Origin of the sequence: Sulfurisphaera javensis (genome assembly GCF_041154675.1) — an archaeon.
Classification (GTDB): Archaea; Thermoproteota; Thermoprotei_A; order Sulfolobales; family Sulfolobaceae; genus Sulfurisphaera; species Sulfurisphaera javensis.
Genome location: NZ_AP031322.1, coordinates 2,508,944 through 2,528,978 on the forward strand (window position 1 = coordinate 2,508,944; position 20,035 = coordinate 2,528,978).

Below are 20,035 nucleotides of genomic sequence, written 5' to 3' on the forward strand. Positions count from 1 at the left end.
TCTTGTCATATTGTTGACAAGTTTTCCGTAAATTTTGTCATTTAATTGACAAGTTTTCCATTATCTTCATAGAGATTATATTTCCTTCATAATGTAGTTTTCAATTGCTTTTCTCCAACTTACAAATAACAAGGCTAAGTTAGATATTACGATAAAGAGAATAACGTAAAGAGGGAAGAACATGAAAAATACTGTTATAAGTAACATGTAAATTGAAAGAACAAGTCCGAACAAGGAAGTTTTTCCAAGTGTTATTCTCTCCATTACAATTCCTTGTTTAGAAATAATTGGAGAGTACATCAATGTGTATGTAAGTGTTATAAAGAAAAGTGGAAGAGAAAGAATTAATAAAGTCTCTTCAATATTGCCTAATATCGATGATACGACAATTAAAGGAAAAGTTACAAGGTATAGGGGTATGAGTTTTGAAGCAATATAATATCTGATAAACGTTCTTTCATCCATAACAGTTATATAAATCCAGACTGCCTCACCGACCAAAGAAAACTGGGAATACACCATGATGTTAAAAAGGAGACTTACGTTAACTATTAACACTCCTATATTTATATTTTGAATCGTAAATATGGGAATTCCTCTAAGCAGATCTTCAAAGACGTAATAAATTACTGACAATATTGAGGAAAGGATCAAGTACCCTCTTAAGTTCACGGAAACTAATCCAGTATGACCAGCTATTCTTATATTTTTCTTTAACATTGACATAAAAATTGAAGATGAAAATGCAATTTCTTTTCTTCTTCCTCCTAAAACTAAAACATTTAGTTGTGTAGGAATTGTATAGTACTTAAAGTAAAATGGTATAGTAAGTATGGAGAAAGCAATATAAGTATAATAACCTATGAAGTCACCGTAAATTACAGATAATGGAGATAATGGGAACTTAAACAAAAAGGATAGGAACCATAACTCTATCACGAGAATTATTATCCACCTATATTTTGAAAATTTGTTCGTGATTACATTAAGTGTGGTAAAAGAAATTGCCAATGAGATAACAAAAGGTAATGAATACACACCCATAATAAAGATGAGAAAAATAAAAGTGGGTAATGAAAAAGTTAACAAATTGAGAATAATAGAAAAGATAAAGAAAGCTAATGCAAAATCTTTCTTATCTGCTGGTATTGTGAATAGAAAGTCAAAGTCGGATTTATCATATAATAGAGGACCAGCAGGATTACCTATACTACCTACTAGTTGTATAGTAAGTAAGAAAAAGAACATTAGAAGATATAAAGCTAGGAGTGAAACCGAAGTTTCTTTTAAATATCGAAATGAAAATGCAGTTATAACATACACAGCTATGATAAGGCTATTAGCTATTATGAGAGGGATACTAAATCTAGTTTTTAACTTTAGTTTCACAATTTTCCATATCATATTTGAGGTCCTTTTGTCAATATTCTTGCTACTATACTCTCTATTGGCTCATTCTCATTTCCCATTTTTCTTAACTCTTCTATTGTACCACTCCATATAACTCTACCGTGGTTAATTATGATAGCATTAGTAGCTAATCTAGTTGCAATCGACATTATGTGAGTTGAAACTAAAAGTGTTGAAGTTACGAAATTTTTTAAGATAGAGATCACAAGCTCTTGAGTAGGAATATCTAAGTAGTTTAAAGGTTCATCAAGTAAAATTATTTCCGGATTATGAAGTAAAGTCATTGCTATTGAAAGCTTTTGTAAATTTCCTCTTGAAAGCTTTCCAGCCTCAGTGTACATGTATTCTTTAAGATTTAAGAGATAAATCATTTCTAAAGCTCTTTGTCTTGGATTTGGTAAACCACGTAAAGAGGCAATATATTCAAGGTTTTCTAAAACTGTAAGAACACGATAAGGCATAGCATCTTCTGGTAAATAACCAAGAATCTTTTTTACCTCCTTTGATGTAGGACTCATTCCTTTAATTTTCACATTCCCAAGATCTGGGGTTAAGAGTCCAGCTAAGATCTTTAAGGTTGTTGATTTTCCTGCCCCATTTGGACCAATTAATGCATATTTCCCACCACAAGGAATTGAGAATGATAATCCATCTAATGCAGTAACGTTTCCAAATTTCTTAACTACATTTTCAAGTTCTATGCATTCCACATTTTAAAGTACCGGTTGAAGATAAAAAGATTTTTGAAACTAAGATATTTTCCTTTCCTTTTAAGTATGAAGAATGCTCTTCTTCTATTAAATTTTTTAAATTACGAAAAAGATACTTTGGGGGGCAAAGTAGTTTGGGGGGCAAAGTTATATTTTCAAAAAAGCCTAGGCAAAGTGTAGAAGAAATCTTTGATAGAGAGGAGGAAATAAAACAACTATCCTTTCTACTTGAAAGAAATGAATGGGTAATTCTTTTAGGACCTAGAATGAGTGGAAAGACAAGCTTAGCATTATCAGTTTCAAATACATTCTCCAATCGTAAGACAATTTACGTTGACCTTGTAAAAGTGAAAGGATTAAAAGATTTCATTAACAGACTTTATTCCTCTATTCCTAAAAATCTCGTCGATAAAGTAAGAGATTCATTAGAAAGTTTAGGTGTAAAAATCGGTGTAGCCTCACTTTCGTTTAGAATAAGAAGTACTACTGTTATTGAGGCAATTATAAAGTCAATTTGCTCAGATACAATCTTAATTTTGGATGAAGCTCAAGATTTAAAACAAGGGATAAACCATTTAATACCAGTTTTTCACAGACTTCTTAATTCATGTCCTTCGCTTTCAATTATTTTCACTGGATCAGCTATAGGTTTAATAAAAACTTTGCTTGAACAAAAAGGAGAAAAACCATTAGCTGGAAGGAGACCTACTGAAATTTTCTTAAAACCTTGGAGTGAGGAAATTGCTAGGGAATATCTTATTGAGGGACTTGATGAATGCAAAGTAAAATATAACGAGAAAGAAATTAATGAAGTTTTGCAAGAGTTAGGAACATTAGTAGGTTGGTTAAACATATATGGTGTAAATAGATGCATTAAACCCCATGAAGGGGGCACTAAGAGACAGTATAACTGAAGCAATAAGTATAGCAAAGGAAGAGATAAATAATGCAATAGAGAGAAAAAGCTGGAGAAAGAAGGCTTTGAAACTAATGGTTTATGGTGCTAATTGGAGTTTATTAGAAAGAGAAACTAAAGTTTCTAGTGAAACATTATCTTCTTTCTTAGATAAGCTTGAAAGACTACATATTGTCGAAAAGAAGGAGAAAGTTTACATCGTTACTGACCCAGTATATAGGAAAGCAATACTTAACTTATAATATCTCTTGTAAATTCTCCTTTACTGCCATCAATTAAATTGACATTAACGAGTTTGTTCTGTATAGTAGAAGTTACGAGGAATTTTAAGAAAAATTTAAAAATTTGATTGTAAAAAAGCTTAACATATGAAAACTCTCTTCGCTGTTGCAATATTATTTATAGTTATAATAGCAGTAGTATTATACTATGATCAAGGAAAACTTAATTTTTTGACTTACAATAAGACGACGTCAACTTTGACAACAACTACTGTTTCTGAAGCAAAGTCTCCTCCATCACCTATTTATCCTACCAACATGAAAGTAACGTTCATTAACATAACTTACAGCTACGGTTTAGCCTACTATAACAATATAGGAGTTTATACGATGACAATAAATGGTCAAGAAGTCACGGGAACTTCAAGAGCTGTACTTGCAGTATTTATTCAAATAACATATGAAGGAAATTCTCAACTAAATGTATCTCCTAGTAACTTCCATTTAGTTTGCTATTACGGTACTCCGGGTAATTATAATATCTCAACAATTAATGCCACGTTTAAGCTAATCAAAGGACTACCCGGCATTTATTTACATCAAGTCACATTAACTAAAGGTGAAAGCACGGAAGGTAATGTGGTTTTCCTCCCGTTTGTAAATGCAAATGCGTCATACATGTTAGAATATGTTAATAACGGAAATGTGTTATTTAGAATTCCTATAAAACCAAACGTATATCTTTACGTGTTTCAAGGGATTAAAATTAACAATGAACCAGGGAGGAACTTATTAGTAATTATACAGAGCGTTTCCCCACCAATATCTGCAAGCATAGAACCCGGTCTTAGTGTAATAAAAAATGGTACAATAATCAATATTACTTTTCAGATAGAGAATGTATGTACTAGATATGGTTATGAGTTATCATTTTATGGAGTATTTCCAGTATTTCCAACGAATATTAGTAATCCTCACTTACTCCTCCCACCAGACTCAGTGAAGTACTTAACATTAAGAATAAAAGTATTGCCCAACCTAGACTATTACGGACCGCTTATCATAAATTTAGCCTTCTCACCAGTAGGATATTAGTTAAGAACTCCACCTCTCAATAATATCCTTGTTATCAAGAACTAACATTAATCTTTGAAGATTTTGCAACGACCTTTCATGAGCTGATTTATCTGATGAAGATACTGCTTCCTTAGCAATTACTGGTAAGAAACCTAAGGCTTGAGCATGTCTAGCAGAAGTTTCTACTCCAATATCAGTAACGATTCCAGTAAAGACAATTGTAGTAATTCCAACGTTTCTTATAGTCATTTTCATAGTAAATGCAACGTCATCCATAAATAAGGTCGTATGATTGAAATTTATCCGTTGCATTCTCAATGAAAATGACTATAACATCAATTCAAAGTTTGTTCCAACAAAAATACTTGGTGTGTTTTTATTAAGTACAACATCTCCAGGCTGAGGATATACTTCTTTGACTATATCTCCGGGATTAAAAGATCTTCTAAAAGCTGGGTTTTGAAATCTCTCTGGTAAAGGAGTTAATATCTGCTGAAGTTATTGATTTAAGAACTCTAGTACCGTTAGATGAGGAAACCATTGTTAAGTCTGCTAAAAAACTGGGAGAGTTCTGATAGTTGATGAAGATTATATGAGCTATGGCATGACTGGTGAGATTGCTTTTCGAATTCAAGCTAAAGCATTAAAAGACCTTAAAGTTCCAATAGTTAGAGTTGCTAACCCTGATGTTCCAATACCTTTCTCTGAACCTCTCGAAAATACTGTTATACCAAGTGTTGATAGAATATACTCAGAGGCTAAGAGGTTAGTTCAAAGTAGTTAATTTTCTTTTTATCTTTTTTCTCAGTTTGAACTTTTGTTCATTCCAGCAAAGTTACTTCGTTTCCTTTAGATTCATATATGAAGTGTAAATTGCTGATGAAATAACTAACATATTAAACGCATTTAACACATTCTACGTCAAATCTATTTGAATTAATTTAACTAATGTTCATCATTATCTAAACTCTTTTCCCTTATTCTTTGAAAGCTTCTTGAATTATCCATGTTAGCTTATTTCAAGGCATTTAAAATGCAATCGTAAATTTCACTCACTTTCCTCACATTCTTAATATTGACTTTTTCATTAGGATTATGTGCTTCTTCTCCCGGACCAATATTTATTACTTGGGTCATAAAAAATACAGCATCATATCTAATTTGAGAAACTAACTTTGCTGGGTTTATTGAAATGGCTCTTTTTACACATTCTTCAGCAATTTTAACCAATTCTGATTTTTCATCAATCTTATACCCTGGCACATTAGATTTTATGCTAAATTCAAAGTCTATGTTAAGTTGTCTTCCAATGTCATTAATGAATTTTTTGACTTCTTCCTCAACCTCTTCCTCCTCTGGTGAAATTGATCTATAAAAACTGAAGGTAAATTCACCAGGAACAATGCCATCATTATCACTACTGTTTATAGTATAACCACCGAGGTTCAATGAGATTCTCTTATTTTTTCTCTTTATGTATCCCCCATAAACTTTTTCAATCTCTAATGCAAATTTAGAAGCTTTTAAAAATGCATTATCTCCTCCAATACTAGCATGAGCTTGTTTTCCTTTAACTTTTATAAAACCTCTAATTATTCCATAATGACCAATGAAGATGTTTGGAAAGCTTGGCTCTCCAATAATTACATACTTTGGTGAGACTTTTCTTTTCTCTATAAGGTATTTAGTACCTATTCCTCCGCTTTCCTCATCTGGTACTAATGATATTTCTACTGGTACCTTAGCTTTACTTAACGTTAAGTACATGCTTACAATTCCTCCTTTCATATCCGATGTCCCTCTTCCATAAGCATAATCATCAACAATTTTTAGTTTAAATGGATATGTTAACCATCCCTCCTCAGGTGGAACTACATCATAATGAGCATTGAAATGAACTAAAGGTTCTTTATCATTTTTAGCTAAGACAATATACCTTTTATATCCCTTATTTCTTGGATAATAAATATAATTTCTGTTAACATACTCATCATCAATTTCTATTATCTCTACTGTAAATCCTATTTCTTTCAGTAAGTCTCTTAAGTAGCTTGAAATTTCCGAGTAATTCTCCCCAGGGGGATTTACTGTTTTGAAAGATACAAGGTCAGAAAGTAATTTCTCTATCATTTTTCTCCCAATGGTTTTAAGTATTTCCTAACTTTATCACGTTCTTTTTACTTTAATTAAGTTTGATTTTCCTAATTTTTCCTCTAACTCCTTTAATTCTTCTTCATTATATACTTTTCCACCTTTTTCTACATACTTTATCATCTCTAAGCAAAATCTTGAAGCGTGTTCTAGCATGTTAATATTTAATACTCCTGTTACATACCCCGGGATTACTTGTTTTGATACTGTTGCAATTCCTATTACTGGTGAGTTTGTGTATAACCAGGGTGAAACCAAAGTACTTATGTGATAAACCTTAAAATCTATTGGTGTTAAATCCCCTGTTGTTAAAGGTATAAAATAAATTTCATGTCCAGTAATTCTATTGTAAATCTCAATTACATTATCGTCTAGCTTGAGAATATATCCATCTTTAATAACATGAGTTAATGCAAAGTCGTCATATTTTGCAATTATATTCCCTTTTGTAGAGTCTATTGATAAAATTAAGTCTGCTTTTGGATCTACCTCTTCCTTTAGTGCATCATTAAAATCTATTAAAGGTACCATGAAGTTAAAGGGCTTGTGAGAAATTAATTTAGCATTTAATGAAATGTTAGTAATTATTGAGATGTCTATATCAAATTCTATTCCTTTTTGCATTAAATTTACTAGTTCGAGAAGTGCAGTTAAGGAAACTATAGCTCCATCTGCATCAGATACTAATCCCTTGTTTTCTTTCATTTGTATTGCTCCCAATCTTCCTAAAATTTCTATTCTTTGTTTACCTCCCCCTTTATAGTAAGCTTTTACATAAGTAACTTCACCTATCTTTTTCTCTTCATATTCAATATCCTTTGGAATTTTTCTCTTTAGTAACTCCAAAGGGTTATTTGATTCTAATAAGTCAATTACATCAAGTAAAGTTTTCAAAATCATAATCTCAATTTCCCCGGATTTAATATATTGTGAGGATCTACAATGATTTTATACTTCTTCATTAACTCTAATCTAAACTCCTCGTCAACTCTATCATTAACTTCTATTGAATGTATTTCAAATGGTATTCCTTCCTTTAACATTATTGAATCAATAACATCAAAGTTCTGTTTTTCGGATATGAAAACAGTATAAATTATAATCTCATTTCTTAATGTCATTACATCGCCGTGTATTAAAACGTTTTTATCTAAAGCCTCCTTTACTTGTTTAACTACTCTATTGAAACTATCTAATGACAATAATCTAACTTCATAGAAGTATTCTTTGAAGTTTGTTAATTTACTCATAGTAACGTAAATTGCAGCAAACGCTAACTCATCAAGGAACCTTAAATTTACTTCTTCACCAAAGCTTAAAGTACTTGCTAATATAATATTCCATTTACCAATCTTATCTACTCTCCCTTTACTAACTAATGAGAAAGCCTCAGAATCTTCAATTGTGATTCTTCTGATTTTACTTCTGTAGTTGCTTAAATTTTTTAGTATTTTTATAACATCTTCTAGTTCTTTTACTCTAATTAGTTGATCTTTCCAGTCCTCATAGTCTACTGTAGCTATTTCTGCTTTGGATATTATTCCAGTTGTTCCAGCTGCTTGAGCTACAGCTAAAGTATCTTTTCCTTGTAGGTTAAAGTCTCCTTTTGGTCCAATGATCTTTATACTCTTTATACCATTATTATCGAAATGATAACCATATTGGAAAGAACCTATTCCCACATCTCCTCCAGCAATGTAACCACCTAAGGTTGAAATGTAAAAGCTACTTGGGTAAACTCTTAACTCTTTTCCTCTTTTACGTAAATAGTCTAAAGCTTTTTTAACCTTTACGCTAGGAGTTATAACAGTCCATTTATCATCATATTCTATTCTCTCTTCCATTTTATTTATATCTAGAATTATACTCTCTTTTATTGGTAATACTTGACCAATAGTTGATGTTCCAGCACCTCTAGCTACAACTGGGATTCTGTATTTATCACAAATTGATAAAGCGTTCTTGATGTCTTCCTCATCATTAACAAACAATACTCCCAATGCACTTTTACCCATTTTTGAAAGGATTGGAGAGACTAAATAAGGTGCCTTAGAGGCTTCATCGATAATTTTTCTATCAGTAGTGAATTTTTCTCCAAATTCTCTCTCAAATTCCTTTAATAAAACTTCCATATATAAAAATCAGTTTAAAACAATAAAAATATCACCTTTAACAATGTAAAAAGGGATTGAAGTGGTTTATAAGCTATAATCGCCAAACCTTTTCATTATTTCAGGTTTTCTTACCTTTAAAATATAATATATGACTATATGTAATCCAAGAACACCCCAAGCTAAGTAGACTGCAATGTTTAATGGGAATGCTGGAGCTGGATATGTACCAAAATAAATTACTAAAATGTAAGTTATTGCTGAAATTATAGGCACTATTATATGCTTTATAATATCAAACATTTTCACCTTTACTTTATGCATAACAAGGCCTATTGCTGCAAATAAATGACCGAATGCAACATAAAATGATCCAAAGGTTATTAGGAATATGCTAGCTTCTAAAGGTCCTAGAATATAACCAGAAATTAAACTTATTCCTCCAGTTATTATTCCAGTTAATATTATTGATTTCCCAGGAACACCATACTTATTTATATCAGAGAACATCCTTGGATATAATACGTTATCCCTTGCCATTCCGTAGATCATTCTGCTTCCACTCGTTGCAAATGCTATAGCAGAAGAATTGAACATAAATGCTACTAACACGATAAGGAGAATTACAACAATTGTTGGAAAGTATTTACTATAAATTACAATCATAGGATCTGGGAGTGATGCATAATTAAACATGTTAGACGGGCCATAGATAACTGTTTGAGCATAAGCGTTTAATATTAATCCTAATCCTAATAGTCCAAACTCTAAAAGTAATGCTCTTGGTAATGTTTTCTTTGGAGTTTTAGCTTCTTCAGCAACCCCAATAGGAGTTGTTGCTCCACCAAATGTTGTAATTCCAAATATCATGGCTGTTAATACTAATATCCAGTTGTTGTTTATCGGTTGTGCTGTAAATACTGAGAAAGTATTTTTACTTCCAGCTATTCCAATTAACACTATTGAAGTAATAATTAAGAATGCAATAGAAATTAAACCTATAGCTAAGTTTAACATACCTGTTGGTTTAACTCCTAACCACATTAATATTGTTATTTCAGCTGTCATTACAATAACTATGACAGCCCATAACCACGGCATTGTTGACTGTATTGAGGGAGAAATTAAATATAAGAAAGATGCTAATCCTAATAATCCAAAACCAGCAGTACCAGAAATAAGGTATTGATAAATATATCCGTAACCTACTGTAAAAGCAGCTAAACTACTCCCTAAACCTTTCTTAACTATAGCTATATAACTATAAGCAGAAGCAATATCTTTACTCCATTCGTAGATCACTACTAAGGTTGTTGCATAAATTAAATAAGATAAAATTGTAACTAATGGTAATGCGCCACCAGCTAATCCAGCTATTCCAACAAAATATAAAGTTGCTACTGCTATTGGTGCGTTTGCAGCTATTCCATAACTTGCTACTAGCCAAGTGTTTAATACTTCTCTTTTTAATTCTTTTTTTACAACTTCTTTTCTTTCATCCATATGATACTTTTTAAGATACTATTATATATTTTTGACAAAATTGAGTTTTAAGTAAACTAATATGAACAATCATTAAACATTGTTAATAGTAAAACTTATAAGGTTTAAAGTTTAGGTGTTTCGTTTTATGACAAGCAAGATTATATATTAAAATCTATTGAATTTAGGAGTTTGCTTATAGAATTTCTTATATGATATAGAAATGCTTGTTTTGATATTCCTAGACTTTCAGCAATATCTTTTGCTTTTACACTTCTAGGATAATTGAAGTATCCCATTAATAATGCAGTTTTAAGAATAAGTAATTCTTTCTCAGTTAAGTTATTTTTTACTATGCTATCTAATTTAATATTCCTAACTTTGACATTAGCTATACCAAAGTTTTCAGTTAAATCTTTAACTATTTGATTGTTTAGAGTTATTATATCCCAAACTTCTATTCCCTTATATACATAATTATCATAATCCAGTATATCATCCTCATAATTAAGGAGAAACCCAGATATTGAGGAGTGTTTATCCTCTAAAAATTTTATTAAATAGCCTCCGTTTAACTTCTTATATTTTAAAATTTTAATTACATTTTCTGATTTTCTCAATTCTTCAACTATATTATAAGGAGAGGCAATAATTACTTTTACTTCGTTTCCCTCATCTATAATCTTAACTGTTCTAATTCTGTTCTTAATTTTCTCAGTCCAACATCCCTTATGAGATATTGAAAACCTTACGTGGTATAGGTTCTTCATTCTTATAAAGATTATCTTAAATAGTATTTAAGGATTATTTTTATAAACTTAAACATATGAATAAATTTATTGGGAATAAATTAAATAGAATTCACTTTTCTTTAGGAAGAGAAAGTAAAAATTTTTCTTTTTTGTGATTGGATAACAGTAAATATTGAGCAAAAGTAACTTACAAAAATCTTTATAAATCAATAAATAGTGAATAGATAACATAATTCATAAATTGATTCGTTTTTACTTTGTGTTCATAGTGTAACTGAGGTATAAAATTATGGTTATGAGATCTCTACATGAAGATTAGATGAAAATGTTTATATATGCTAAACATTAAAAAATGAAAAGGTATAGAAATAACTTATGGTTTAATGACGACGTAAGGAGGAAATTCTTGAATAATTGTTAAATACTCTATCTAAGAAAGAAAGAGATAAGTTTTATCGTTGTGTAATATTATGGATCTTTTGATAAAAAAAGGACAAACCTCGCCTTTTTACGGCGGGGTAAACAGTGTTCTACAAGAAGAGTAATAAGAGATGGTAAGAACTTGATTTTTTAACTCTATGCGGAATGTATACAATGCGGTGTAAAAACTTAAATATATTCAGTAGTAATGTATACATGAATATGTCTACAGAAGTTTTGTCTATTAGGATTAAAAAAGAATTAAAAGAGAAGGCTGAAAAACTAGGAATAAATATTAGGGAGGTTGTTGAAAAAGCGTTAGAGGAGGAAATAAAGAGAAGGGAAGAGGAGAAAATAAGGGAAGTAGCAAAAGAAATCATAGAAAATATGAAAGATGTAACTGTTAATGAGTGGATTAAAATAGTAAGGGAGAATAGGAGTGAAAGATGAATATTTGCTTGATACATCAGCCTTATACCCATTATTATTTAAGATTTTAACTCATGAAGTTAACATAGATTTTATTTCTTCATCTCATATTCTTGATTTAACTATTTATGAGTTAGGTAATGCTATATGGAAGGATGCTAAGCTTTTGAAAAGGATAAAGGATCCACTTAGCGTTATGAGGAACTTCATGATTATTATTAGTAAAATGAAGACGGAAAAGGTTACTGACTATGTTGAAGTAATGTTGATTGCAATGGAAAGAGATTTAACTTTTTATGATAGTGCTTATGTTTATGTGGCTGAAAGTAAAGGTTATACTTTAATTACTTATGACTCCGAACTTCTAAATAAATGTAAAAACGCTAAAAGATTAGAAGACATTCTAAATAAACAATCATAAGACAAAGGTACCTGATGAAGTGTAAAAATAATCTCTGATTTTAAGTAAACATTTATAAGACTATATCTGTGTATTTAATAAAAGTTGAACTTAATATTTATCCTCCGCATGACGTTATTTTACCTCTGTTACGGGTTTGGGTCTCATTGAATTTCATATACTTTGTATTCAATTCTCGACCCTTGGAGTTCACCAAAGTCGCGGATTAACCCGTTCATCCTTCTCACTCCCATTAGGGGATAACCCTACTCACCTTACGAGGAAACTCCCACGTCCTAAAATTAAACTTATGCAGAAACCTCTTCATAATTCTGCAAAGAGAACTCTTATTTAAGGGTTTATACTTCTTTGCCTTAAAGAAAACTACTTTGCTTAACTCTCTTAACGTTAAGTTATAAATCCTTTAGTTAAAAATTTTGCATATTTATATAAATGTGTCCAATAATTCTATAAAAAGGGAAAGTTCCATTATCCTGATAGAATATTAAGCAAGAAAAATCAGGTTATAAAAATAGAAAAATAGTTTATCTTATGACCGTTTATTTTATAAATTTACAAAAAGCAAAATTGTGGGACACACTTATAGTGACATCTTTTAGGTATAATTTAAGGCATTATCAATCTCTAATTAAAGATTAAATGAAAATGATTATATATGCTAAACATTAAGAGTATATTGAAAAGGTATAGAAATAATTTATACCTTAATGACTACATAGTGAACATGTCCAATTTTCAGTATTATAAACCTTAAAAGAAATCATAAGTATGAAAAGTTTTATTATTTTTTATGTTTATTTTATGTTATGATATCAAAAGTGTTAACTTACGTGCTAGTAGCTCTTTTGATAATAGCAATAGCACTTTTTGTCTTCATCAGACTTTCTACTCCAATCGTTAACTCTTCTGTTGTTTTTACACTTCCCTTATCAACAGAAAATGTGTCCTCTGTATTAGGAGGAGATTGGACTATTAATAATAATTACACTTTAACATTTCAGCATTTAAAAAATGACAAATATGTTGTAATTTATTTAAATACCACAGGTTTTAACACTACTAATTATTCACTACCAACTATAGGATTTGATTCACAATATATTGCAATTTATCCATTATTGAGCACAATGATATCATTTGCTAACAACGGCACTCTAGAGACTCTCTTTAATAATCAAAGTGATGTATTAGCAATAGCTATTATGTACTTTAGCTCTTCTGCTTCTCTTTTTGCTAAACAACTATCCCTTTCGAATGTAACAGTTAATGGTACGTATGAGAGTTTTAATTATATATATTCTAACAACACTTATGAGCTCACTTCACAAAATCTTTATTATCAAATTGTTTATCCAGAAAGTGAAATTGTGTTAGTTCATGAAAATGAAGTTATTGTAATAATTACCTCTGGTTTTACGCTCTCTCCGCATCAATTACTACAGATTTTTTCTAAGTCCTCTTTCCAAAGAGAAATTATAAAAGTCAAAATATTATCTGAAAGTTAAGGTCTGAAATTAACTACCCCTTTTATGTGTAGCTCCTTTTTTCTATAGTATAATTTCATTATAAATTAGAATCATTTTATGATGCTTAATGAGATCTTTTAGCAATTATTTGACTGTAACATTTTTTGAAAGAGTCTATGAATAACAATTAACTCTATTTAATAAACAGTTTATCGTAGGAAAAAGATAGACTAAAAAGGAAAAATATATGCAATTTTCTTTCTTTTCACTTACTCTTTAACTACTATAGCTAAATTATCATAAAATCTATAGATTATTTAGAATATTTAGCATTTATTTCGTTGGTGGTTTCCAAACTAATGCATAAGCTCCCATTCGAGGATTAACTAACTCTAATGTAACCATATTATTTTCTATCTTTAAGTTATATGGAATAGTAATCGGATTTAAGAATATATTAACGGGAGAAGTTATGGATTCTTTAGCTTGAGCTAAACTGGGTTTCCATGGTAATTCAACGGTTATTTTAGCTAAATACGTTGGTGAAGCTATTGCAATTCCCTCACTACTGTAATCAACATTATACTTTTTCATAATTTCTTCAATAGTAGTACCGTAATACTCTTTATCCCAAGTGTAATAACTCCACGTAACTATTTGTCCTGGAATTAATGAAGGTTGAAAAGAAACGTCAATATTTACAATATTCCCTTGTTGTTGTTTTTTGCAATCGGCTGTCACTTTACCTAAGTTTAATGGATCATAAATTCTAACTTTATTACATCTTACTACGTCAGAAGATGTCTTTGAGTGATGTTTATGCATTATATGACTGATTTTATCTAAAGGTGTTAATGGTATTAATTCAGTTAAAGAACTGTAAGCCCTGTCTCCTCTTTCTGATACGTTAATTTTGATATCTCTTTTTAGAACAAAATAATTTTTGTTCTCGTTATAAATATACCCTTTTTTTATTTTATTTCCATCAATTTTTATTACACCATTTTCCTCGAGAACATGCTTAATTATATTATATTTTCCTTCATATTGTCTATTATCTGGAATGATGTCTGTGATATAGATCTCATCATAATTGTAAAGCTTGTTAAGTATTGATGCAATAAGTTGTTTTGTTAAAGGAGAGAGGTCTTCCATAATATAATTTCGAATTGAAAATTATAAATGTTTTCTGATTTCCTTAATTTGAAAACAAATTGCTTGAATCATTTAAAATCTGTTTTAACGTTCAAATTATGATGTCATAATTCGAGATAAAATGGTAATATTTACGTATGTTATTATTAGTCGAGTATATTGTTTAGTTCAACCATATAGTTGAAATATAAGAAACAGAAATAAGATAAAAGAAAACTTCTATTAAACGAAATTATATGTACCAAGATAAAACCATTTTTCTTAAAAATGATATATATAAGCAGAGGAATTGGTGAAAATGAAAACTATTTATATCGTAAAGTTAGATTATTGTTCTAGCAATATATATTAGAATAAAACTATTGAGTGAAATTACTTTACTTTAAATTACTCAATCTATCTTAGATCCGAACTTATTAATACCATTATTTAAATTTGTGAGATACTATTTTAATTGCTCTGTGGGATTTATGTAAACTGTTATAATTTATTACAAAATTAAAGAAAAATTCGAGCTGACGTTTATAGAGATTAAAAAAGATAAAGATCTTCACTATTAAAAAGATTTAACGTTAGTGAGTATAAAAGGTCTTTAGACCAATAACCATGTAAAGGTAATTATGAGTATAGACCAATAACTTAGAAAGACTTGCCGGAAACAGTAGTCTTTCAGTAAAAGTTAGATTTCACGGTATGTAGTATGTAGGTATTGTTATTGTAAAAGTTTGATTATTATATTGTATTATCATTATTGTTTGGTATATCACGTTATTTGGTGTTAATCCTTGTGGTAATGTGTTTAACGTGACCGTAATAATATTTTGACCAACGGTCAAATAATTTGGTGTTATGTTTACTGCCACTAAATTAGTCTTATCTACAACTACTCCAATTATCTTTGCATTCACGTTAGAGTCTAAGTATAAAGACATTGTACCATTACTCTTTATAACACCAGCATAATTAGGCCTTATTGTAGGAGGTTGCATCATAGGAAAAGCTGATTGTTGAGCAACTATAGGAGTAGACTTCTTACCCCCCTCTTTATGGTAAGAATACCACCCACAACAGCAAAAACACTTGCAATCACTACTATTAGCACTAAAAATATGAAATAATTATTAGAAGAACTAACTGAAGAAGTAGTCGAACTAGAAATTATAGGAGCAGAAGAAGTTGAAACTGTAGAGGAGCTAGGGAGATAAGTAACGGAATAAATGACACTAACAGAATTAGAATCTTCATTAACCACATAAACGTAACCGTTTATAGGATCGTATACTGCACTTACTGGATTTTCCCCTACAGTTATTGTGTACAATAATTGAGTATTATTTATTATATACACAACTCCATCTCCTAAAACATAAACGTAACCGTTAGCTTGATCGTAAACACCACACTTAGGTGCAAAAGCTTTAATTGAAGTTATAATGGAAGTACCAGAAACAACTACTACAGTATTATCTCCAGGGTCCATAAAGTATACGTAGCCATTCGAAGGATTGTAAGTAGCTGTTGTAAGTAAACCACCAGCATTTATTGTATATGGAGTAGGAGTACTAGAAACAACTGATATTGTTCCAGCTAAATAATTTGTTATGTACAAATACCCATTTGAGGGATCGTAAGTAACAGAGTAAGGTTCAACTTCAACCTTAATAGATCCAATAATTGATGTGCCTGAAATGATTGAAACTTGATTAGAAGGGATATTAAAAGTTGGATTACAAAAATCTGCTACAAATACATCTGTGTTAGCTGGATCATAAGTAGCGGAAATAGGGTTAAATCCTATTGGTATATTCGCTATAACAGAAGTATCAGAGATTACTATAATATTTTCACCACTATAGTCAACAAGATATATATAACCGTTAGCTGGGTCATAAATCGCATCAGTTATATAAATGTGATTATAAAATGGTGGACTTAAGGCTGAAGTAGGTGGAGTACCTAAAGATATTGTTGTGATAACGGTTGTATTAGAAATAACAGAGACAGAGAATGAGCTATTATCAACCACGTATATATAACCATTAGTGGGGTCATAAACTCCTAAAACTGGATTTGGCTCTACGGAGATATTAGCTATAACTGATGTGTTAGCTATAACTGAAACTGTATTAGATCTTGAATTTAATACATAAATATAGTTATTTTTTGGATCGTAAATTGCATATGCTGGCGAAGAACCTACTTTAATAGTTAAAGTTTTAAATTCAATATGAGTAAGAACAATAGATGCTTCAGATAGAATACCAAGTTTTGATAAATCTTTTGTAGAGTAAGATTTAGCATTATTATTTTGAGTACCCTCTATATGAGAAATTCCATAAACGTTGAAAGTTAAACTAAACAATAAAATAGTCAGCAAAAATAAGACGAGATTTAAACCTACTTTTCTAATAGACATCCTATTATATTCTCTTCCTTTTTATATTTAAAGATAACGATAAATTTCAAATACCCCTTTTATCTTTCATGTGCTTTCTGTATAAATCTTTATGAAAATTTTGACTATTAATCTATTTCCAGGCATATTTTAACTTTTCAAGAGTTAGAGATATTAATAGATTGTCTTTCTTTTTCCCTTAATAAAACAACAAACAAGATAAAAATTTTTAAATATAATTTGAGGTTTTAAAATATCGATTTTACTACTAATATCTAGTTAAGTAGTCTATACATAACTTACGAATTAAGCTCTATGTAAAAATCAAATTATAAACGTTAATGGTTGAGTCATGCTATTAGGGCTTATATAAAGTTCTTGCAAACAAAATATCATTTGTAATTGCTTAGAACGAAAGCTTTCTCGATAAAAATATCTCTTATCATTTGATTGCCTCCATTATGTCACAATTTTGGTACAAATTATTTCTATAACTTTCCTATATACTTTTAATATTTAGCATATATAGACATTAACATTTTATCTTTACATAGAGACCAAAAAGTCTTAAATTTGCACCTAAGTAGCCACATTATTAACGCGTTCTGTGAATGTACATTGTAATCTAGGGCTATCGCATAAATATTCTTATAGAATATTTATTGACATTATTTCCACAATTTACATTAATCTTGGTAATAGGCTATACTATTTATAGTTGTTAAATTGCCATTAGTAGATATATAAAGTGTTATTATATACTGATTACCTTTAATAAGATTTGGTAAATTTCCAAAATTAATCACTATATCATTATTTCCTGGATTTAGAAATACTGGATTTATATTATTTGATACCAAAGAGGTCCCCTGGATTTGTGCAGATGCTATTACAGCCGTTGTAGGGGAGTATAGAGTAAGTTGTGCATAACCATTACTTTTTATTACTCCTTGACCTATTTGAGAAAATTGATTTACGTATGTTTGCTGTAATTGCTGTCCATATGAAGGTTGCTGTATTAGTTGCACTGGGTTTTGCGCCATAATTGGAGTAGGATAATTAGTTAATGAAAGTTTATTAATTATTTTGCTTAACCCATAATATGCAAACATATAACCAATAAATGAAATAATAGGTATTGCAATTAATGTTCCACCAACTCTTGTTGTCCCCTCATTATATTCATCTCCTACCCTATAAGTACCAATGCCTAACAAAATTTCTCCTATGAGAATTAGAGTTGTTCCTAGTATAGCGGCTGAGTAGAAGATAATAATAATTGCAAGAGTTATGTTATTTTCTGTAGAAGAAATACTTGATGCATTAGGAGATGTGATGCTAGAAGTCGTAATTGAATTCATAACTAAAGTCCCTAATAATAAAACAACAATTGGAGTTAGAATTGTAACTATTAGACCAATTAGAAATAATGTTCCACCAAGTTTGCCCATGCCAACATCCTTACCTAAATCTTTTAACTTTCCATAACCGCTCCTTAGCATAACAATACCTAAAATTTCTAAGATTAGTGATACTAAAGGGAATATAATCACTGACATACCAATACCTCCAGTTGCAAATGATAAAGTAGATGGTAATCCCGAACTAGATGAGGCTGAAGAAATGCCAAGTAAAATAAATAAATAACTTAGAGAATACACAGCAATAATAACTAAAATTATCAAAATCTGAGATATGAGTGACAGTAATGCTCCATTTTTCAATTTCCTTAATCCTTCTAATTCTACGTTTTGTGAACTCATATCTATCGATATATACTAATTTTTCCCTATTAATAAGCTTTATTTAAACGCTAAAATATAAACAAAATTGAACAGAAAATGTAGATAAGAGAAAATATTAATTATATAATTTGTGCATTTTAATAAGGAAAACTTCATAATATTTTTACTCTTCTTAAATCGTCATATTCGTTCTTCTTATATTCTTAGTTAATCCAAATAAATCAATTAAGACGGTGATATTCTGTTGGCAAGAATTCGATATTTGAAAACATTTTTCCTTTTTCTGTAATTTAATTATATTGCAATATTTTATACATCATATTCTGTGCATTGGTAAATAAATTTAATCCAATGAATCAACGGAAAGAAATGGAATTTAATAGAGTTTAATTAAACTTAGAATAATGTAAGGATAGTGCTTAATGCTGAGAGAGATTTAGTAACTCTCTTTTAATACAAACATTAATACTAAAATAGAAGAAATAATGATAAGATAAATATTATCGGACTCTTTCACTTTAATTTTTCTGGTTTTAGTTAGAATTTTTTATTTGTATATATTTAAGGATTTGAAACTTCTCTAACTTCAAGCACTACCGTATCTCTTTAATCTTATTTGGCCATTTTATATCCTTAGTTGTACAATATTCCAAGAATCTTAATTTTACTGTAAACACATTGCCCTTATAGCTAATAATAATCTTAGCTAATTCTGAATTATACGTAAATATTAGATGTCTTTGTTTTTATAGATCTGTTTGGTTCAAATCTGCATTTATTTCTATAACGTTGTTGCCTACTGAAAGCCATCTTTAAAATACCTGGTAATATGTCTTCTTTTTTATGAATTCTTTCATTATCCAAAACTCCAGAGATATAAATTATGTTCATTTAATATTACTTATTAAAACATCTAACCAAGCGTCTTTTCTTTTTCCGATCCTTGCAAATGGAACTATAATCATCCTTTGGTATGATCTGACTTTGATACGTATCCTATTAAACCTCTATAATCATTTATTTTGAAGAAATATGTAACTGTTGAAAGTTGCATTTGGTGAAATTAGCTTATAATCGGATGACTTAGTAATCTCTCTAATATACTTGATTTTAACTTTACTGTCTCTATCATGCCATGTTAAATTATAATTAGCATCACGTGCACTTTCCTAAT

The 20,035-nt window shown here is 29.8% G+C and carries 17 protein-coding genes and 2 pseudogenes; 7 read left to right on the forward strand and 12 right to left on the reverse strand.

What is annotated here, in order from left to right; genetic code table 11:
- Positions 1-75: 75 nt before the first annotated feature.
- Together ACAM25_RS13715 and ACAM25_RS13720 are read right to left on the reverse strand one after the other, a co-directional pair.
- Positions 76-1,404: a hypothetical protein gene (locus ACAM25_RS13715; RefSeq protein WP_369610256.1), complete on the reverse strand. Its 1,329-nt coding sequence runs from the start codon at positions 1,402-1,404 to the stop codon at positions 76-78.
- Entirely contained in the window at positions 1,401-2,120 is a 720-nt protein-coding gene (locus ACAM25_RS13720; protein WP_369610257.1) for an ABC transporter ATP-binding protein, read from the reverse strand. Before ACAM25_RS13720 ends, ACAM25_RS13715 begins: the two co-directional genes overlap by 4 nt.
- 134 nt (positions 2,121-2,254) lie before the next feature.
- Between ACAM25_RS13720 and ACAM25_RS13725 the strand changes: the two genes are divergently transcribed.
- The 3 genes from ACAM25_RS13725 to ACAM25_RS13735 all read left to right on the forward strand — a co-directional run bounded on the left by ACAM25_RS13725 (position 2,255) and on the right by ACAM25_RS13735 (position 4,352).
- Entirely contained in the window at positions 2,255-3,034 is a 780-nt protein-coding gene (locus ACAM25_RS13725; RefSeq protein WP_369610258.1) for an ATP-binding protein, read from the forward strand.
- Entirely contained in the window at positions 3,003-3,278 is a 276-nt protein-coding gene (locus tag ACAM25_RS13730; protein ID WP_369610259.1) for a hypothetical protein, read from the forward strand. The genes ACAM25_RS13725 and ACAM25_RS13730 overlap by 32 nt, the downstream gene beginning before the upstream one ends.
- 126 nt (positions 3,279-3,404) lie before the next feature.
- Complete coding sequence (locus tag ACAM25_RS13735) at positions 3,405-4,352, forward strand: hypothetical protein (protein ID WP_369610260.1); 948 nt, start codon at positions 3,405-3,407, stop codon at positions 4,350-4,352.
- Here the strand turns inward: ACAM25_RS13735 and ACAM25_RS13740 are convergent.
- Positions 4,353-4,823 (reverse strand): annotated as a pseudogene (locus ACAM25_RS13740) (cysteine hydrolase family protein); the annotation flags it as partial.
- Between ACAM25_RS13740 and ACAM25_RS13745 the strand changes: the two are divergent.
- A pseudogene (locus ACAM25_RS13745) lies at positions 4,811-5,118 on the forward strand (transketolase C-terminal domain-containing protein); the annotation flags it as partial. The pseudogenes ACAM25_RS13740 and ACAM25_RS13745 overlap by 13 nt on opposite strands.
- 230 nt (positions 5,119-5,348) lie before the next feature.
- On the opposite strand, the gene ACAM25_RS13750 reads toward ACAM25_RS13745, so the two are convergent.
- The 5 genes from ACAM25_RS13750 to ACAM25_RS13770 all read right to left on the reverse strand — a co-directional run bounded on the left by ACAM25_RS13750 (position 5,349) and on the right by ACAM25_RS13770 (position 10,848).
- On the reverse strand, positions 5,349-6,464 hold the full coding sequence (locus ACAM25_RS13750) for a M20 family metallopeptidase (RefSeq protein ID WP_369610261.1): 1,116 nt from the start codon (positions 6,462-6,464) through the stop codon (positions 5,349-5,351).
- 36 nt (positions 6,465-6,500) lie between these two features.
- Positions 6,501-7,385, reverse strand: a complete 885-nt coding sequence (locus ACAM25_RS13755; protein WP_369610262.1) for a DUF1177 family protein — start codon at positions 7,383-7,385, stop codon at positions 6,501-6,503.
- Positions 7,382-8,617 carry an FAD-binding protein gene (locus tag ACAM25_RS13760; RefSeq protein WP_369610263.1) on the reverse strand — a complete coding sequence of 412 codons (1,236 nt, stop codon included), beginning with the start codon at positions 8,615-8,617 and terminating at the stop codon, positions 7,382-7,384. Before ACAM25_RS13760 ends, ACAM25_RS13755 begins: the two co-directional genes overlap by 4 nt.
- A 66-nt stretch (positions 8,618-8,683) precedes the next feature.
- Positions 8,684-10,099 (reverse strand): APC family permease, encoded by a 1,416-nt coding sequence (locus tag ACAM25_RS13765; protein WP_369610264.1) that lies wholly within the window; start codon positions 10,097-10,099, stop codon positions 8,684-8,686.
- Positions 10,100-10,239: 140 nt separating this feature from the next.
- Positions 10,240-10,848, reverse strand: coding sequence for a helix-turn-helix domain-containing protein (locus tag ACAM25_RS13770; RefSeq protein WP_369610265.1), 609 nt, complete (start codon positions 10,846-10,848; stop codon positions 10,240-10,242).
- Between the two features lie 624 nt (positions 10,849-11,472).
- On the opposite strand from ACAM25_RS13770, the gene ACAM25_RS13775 reads away from it, so the two are divergent.
- The 3 genes from ACAM25_RS13775 to ACAM25_RS13785 all read left to right on the forward strand — a co-directional run bounded on the left by ACAM25_RS13775 (position 11,473) and on the right by ACAM25_RS13785 (position 13,605).
- On the forward strand, positions 11,473-11,700 hold the full coding sequence (locus ACAM25_RS13775) for a type II toxin-antitoxin system CcdA family antitoxin (protein ID WP_369610266.1): 228 nt from the start codon (positions 11,473-11,475) through the stop codon (positions 11,698-11,700).
- Positions 11,690-12,100 (forward strand): type II toxin-antitoxin system VapC family toxin, encoded by a 411-nt coding sequence (locus tag ACAM25_RS13780; RefSeq protein ID WP_369610267.1) that lies wholly within the window; start codon positions 11,690-11,692, stop codon positions 12,098-12,100. Before ACAM25_RS13775 ends, ACAM25_RS13780 begins: the two co-directional genes overlap by 11 nt.
- An 806-nt stretch (positions 12,101-12,906) precedes the next feature.
- Entirely contained in the window at positions 12,907-13,605 is a 699-nt protein-coding gene (locus ACAM25_RS13785; protein ID WP_369610268.1) for a hypothetical protein, read from the forward strand.
- 294 nt (positions 13,606-13,899) lie between these two features.
- On the opposite strand, the gene ACAM25_RS13790 is transcribed toward ACAM25_RS13785, so the two are convergent.
- The 4 genes from ACAM25_RS13790 to ACAM25_RS13805 all read right to left on the reverse strand — a co-directional run bounded on the left by ACAM25_RS13790 (position 13,900) and on the right by ACAM25_RS13805 (position 18,879).
- Entirely contained in the window at positions 13,900-14,721 is an 822-nt protein-coding gene (locus ACAM25_RS13790; RefSeq protein WP_369610269.1) for a hypothetical protein, read from the reverse strand.
- A 686-nt stretch (positions 14,722-15,407) separates the two neighbouring features.
- The gene (locus tag ACAM25_RS13795) at positions 15,408-15,830 is read right to left on the reverse strand and encodes a DUF973 family protein (RefSeq protein ID WP_369611699.1); all 423 of its coding nucleotides are present in this window, start codon (positions 15,828-15,830) and stop codon (positions 15,408-15,410) included.
- Positions 15,737-17,137 carry a YncE family protein gene (locus ACAM25_RS13800; RefSeq protein ID WP_369610270.1) on the reverse strand — a complete coding sequence of 467 codons (1,401 nt, stop codon included), beginning with the start codon at positions 17,135-17,137 and terminating at the stop codon, positions 15,737-15,739. The genes ACAM25_RS13795 and ACAM25_RS13800 overlap by 94 nt, the downstream gene beginning before the upstream one ends.
- Positions 17,138-17,802: 665 nt before the next feature.
- Positions 17,803-18,879: a DUF973 family protein gene (locus ACAM25_RS13805; RefSeq protein WP_369610271.1), complete on the reverse strand. Its 1,077-nt coding sequence runs from the start codon at positions 18,877-18,879 to the stop codon at positions 17,803-17,805.
- Positions 18,880-20,035: the final 1,156 nt, after the last annotated feature.

Excerpts from the sequence above, each read along its gene's own strand:
- ACAM25_RS13750 (WP_369610261.1), bottom strand. The coding sequence starts at position 6,464 with ATGATAGAGAAATTACTTTCTGACCTTGTATCTTTCAAAACAGTAAAT.
- ACAM25_RS13805 (WP_369610271.1), bottom strand. The coding sequence starts at position 18,879 with ATGAGTTCACAAAACGTAGAATTAGAAGGATTAAGGAAATTGAAAAAT.
- ACAM25_RS13785 (WP_369610268.1), top strand. The coding sequence starts at position 12,907 with ATGATATCAAAAGTGTTAACTTACGTGCTAGTAGCTCTTTTGATAATA.
- ACAM25_RS13730 (WP_369610259.1), top strand. The coding sequence starts at position 3,003 with ATGAAGGGGGCACTAAGAGACAGTATAACTGAAGCAATAAGTATAGCA.
- ACAM25_RS13755 (WP_369610262.1), bottom strand. The coding sequence starts at position 7,385 with ATGATTTTGAAAACTTTACTTGATGTAATTGACTTATTAGAATCAAAT.
- ACAM25_RS13760 (WP_369610263.1), bottom strand. The coding sequence starts at position 8,617 with ATGGAAGTTTTATTAAAGGAATTTGAGAGAGAATTTGGAGAAAAATTC.
- ACAM25_RS13770 (WP_369610265.1), bottom strand. The coding sequence starts at position 10,848 with ATGAAGAACCTATACCACGTAAGGTTTTCAATATCTCATAAGGGATGT.
- ACAM25_RS13735 (WP_369610260.1), top strand. The coding sequence starts at position 3,405 with ATGAAAACTCTCTTCGCTGTTGCAATATTATTTATAGTTATAATAGCA.
- ACAM25_RS13790 (WP_369610269.1), bottom strand. The coding sequence starts at position 14,721 with ATGGAAGACCTCTCTCCTTTAACAAAACAACTTATTGCATCAATACTT.
- ACAM25_RS13800 (WP_369610270.1), bottom strand. The coding sequence starts at position 17,137 with ATGTCTATTAGAAAAGTAGGTTTAAATCTCGTCTTATTTTTGCTGACT.
- ACAM25_RS13775 (WP_369610266.1), top strand. The coding sequence starts at position 11,473 with ATGTCTACAGAAGTTTTGTCTATTAGGATTAAAAAAGAATTAAAAGAG.
- ACAM25_RS13715 (WP_369610256.1), bottom strand. The coding sequence starts at position 1,404 with ATGATATGGAAAATTGTGAAACTAAAGTTAAAAACTAGATTTAGTATC.
- ACAM25_RS13765 (WP_369610264.1), bottom strand. The coding sequence starts at position 10,099 with ATGGATGAAAGAAAAGAAGTTGTAAAAAAAGAATTAAAAAGAGAAGTA.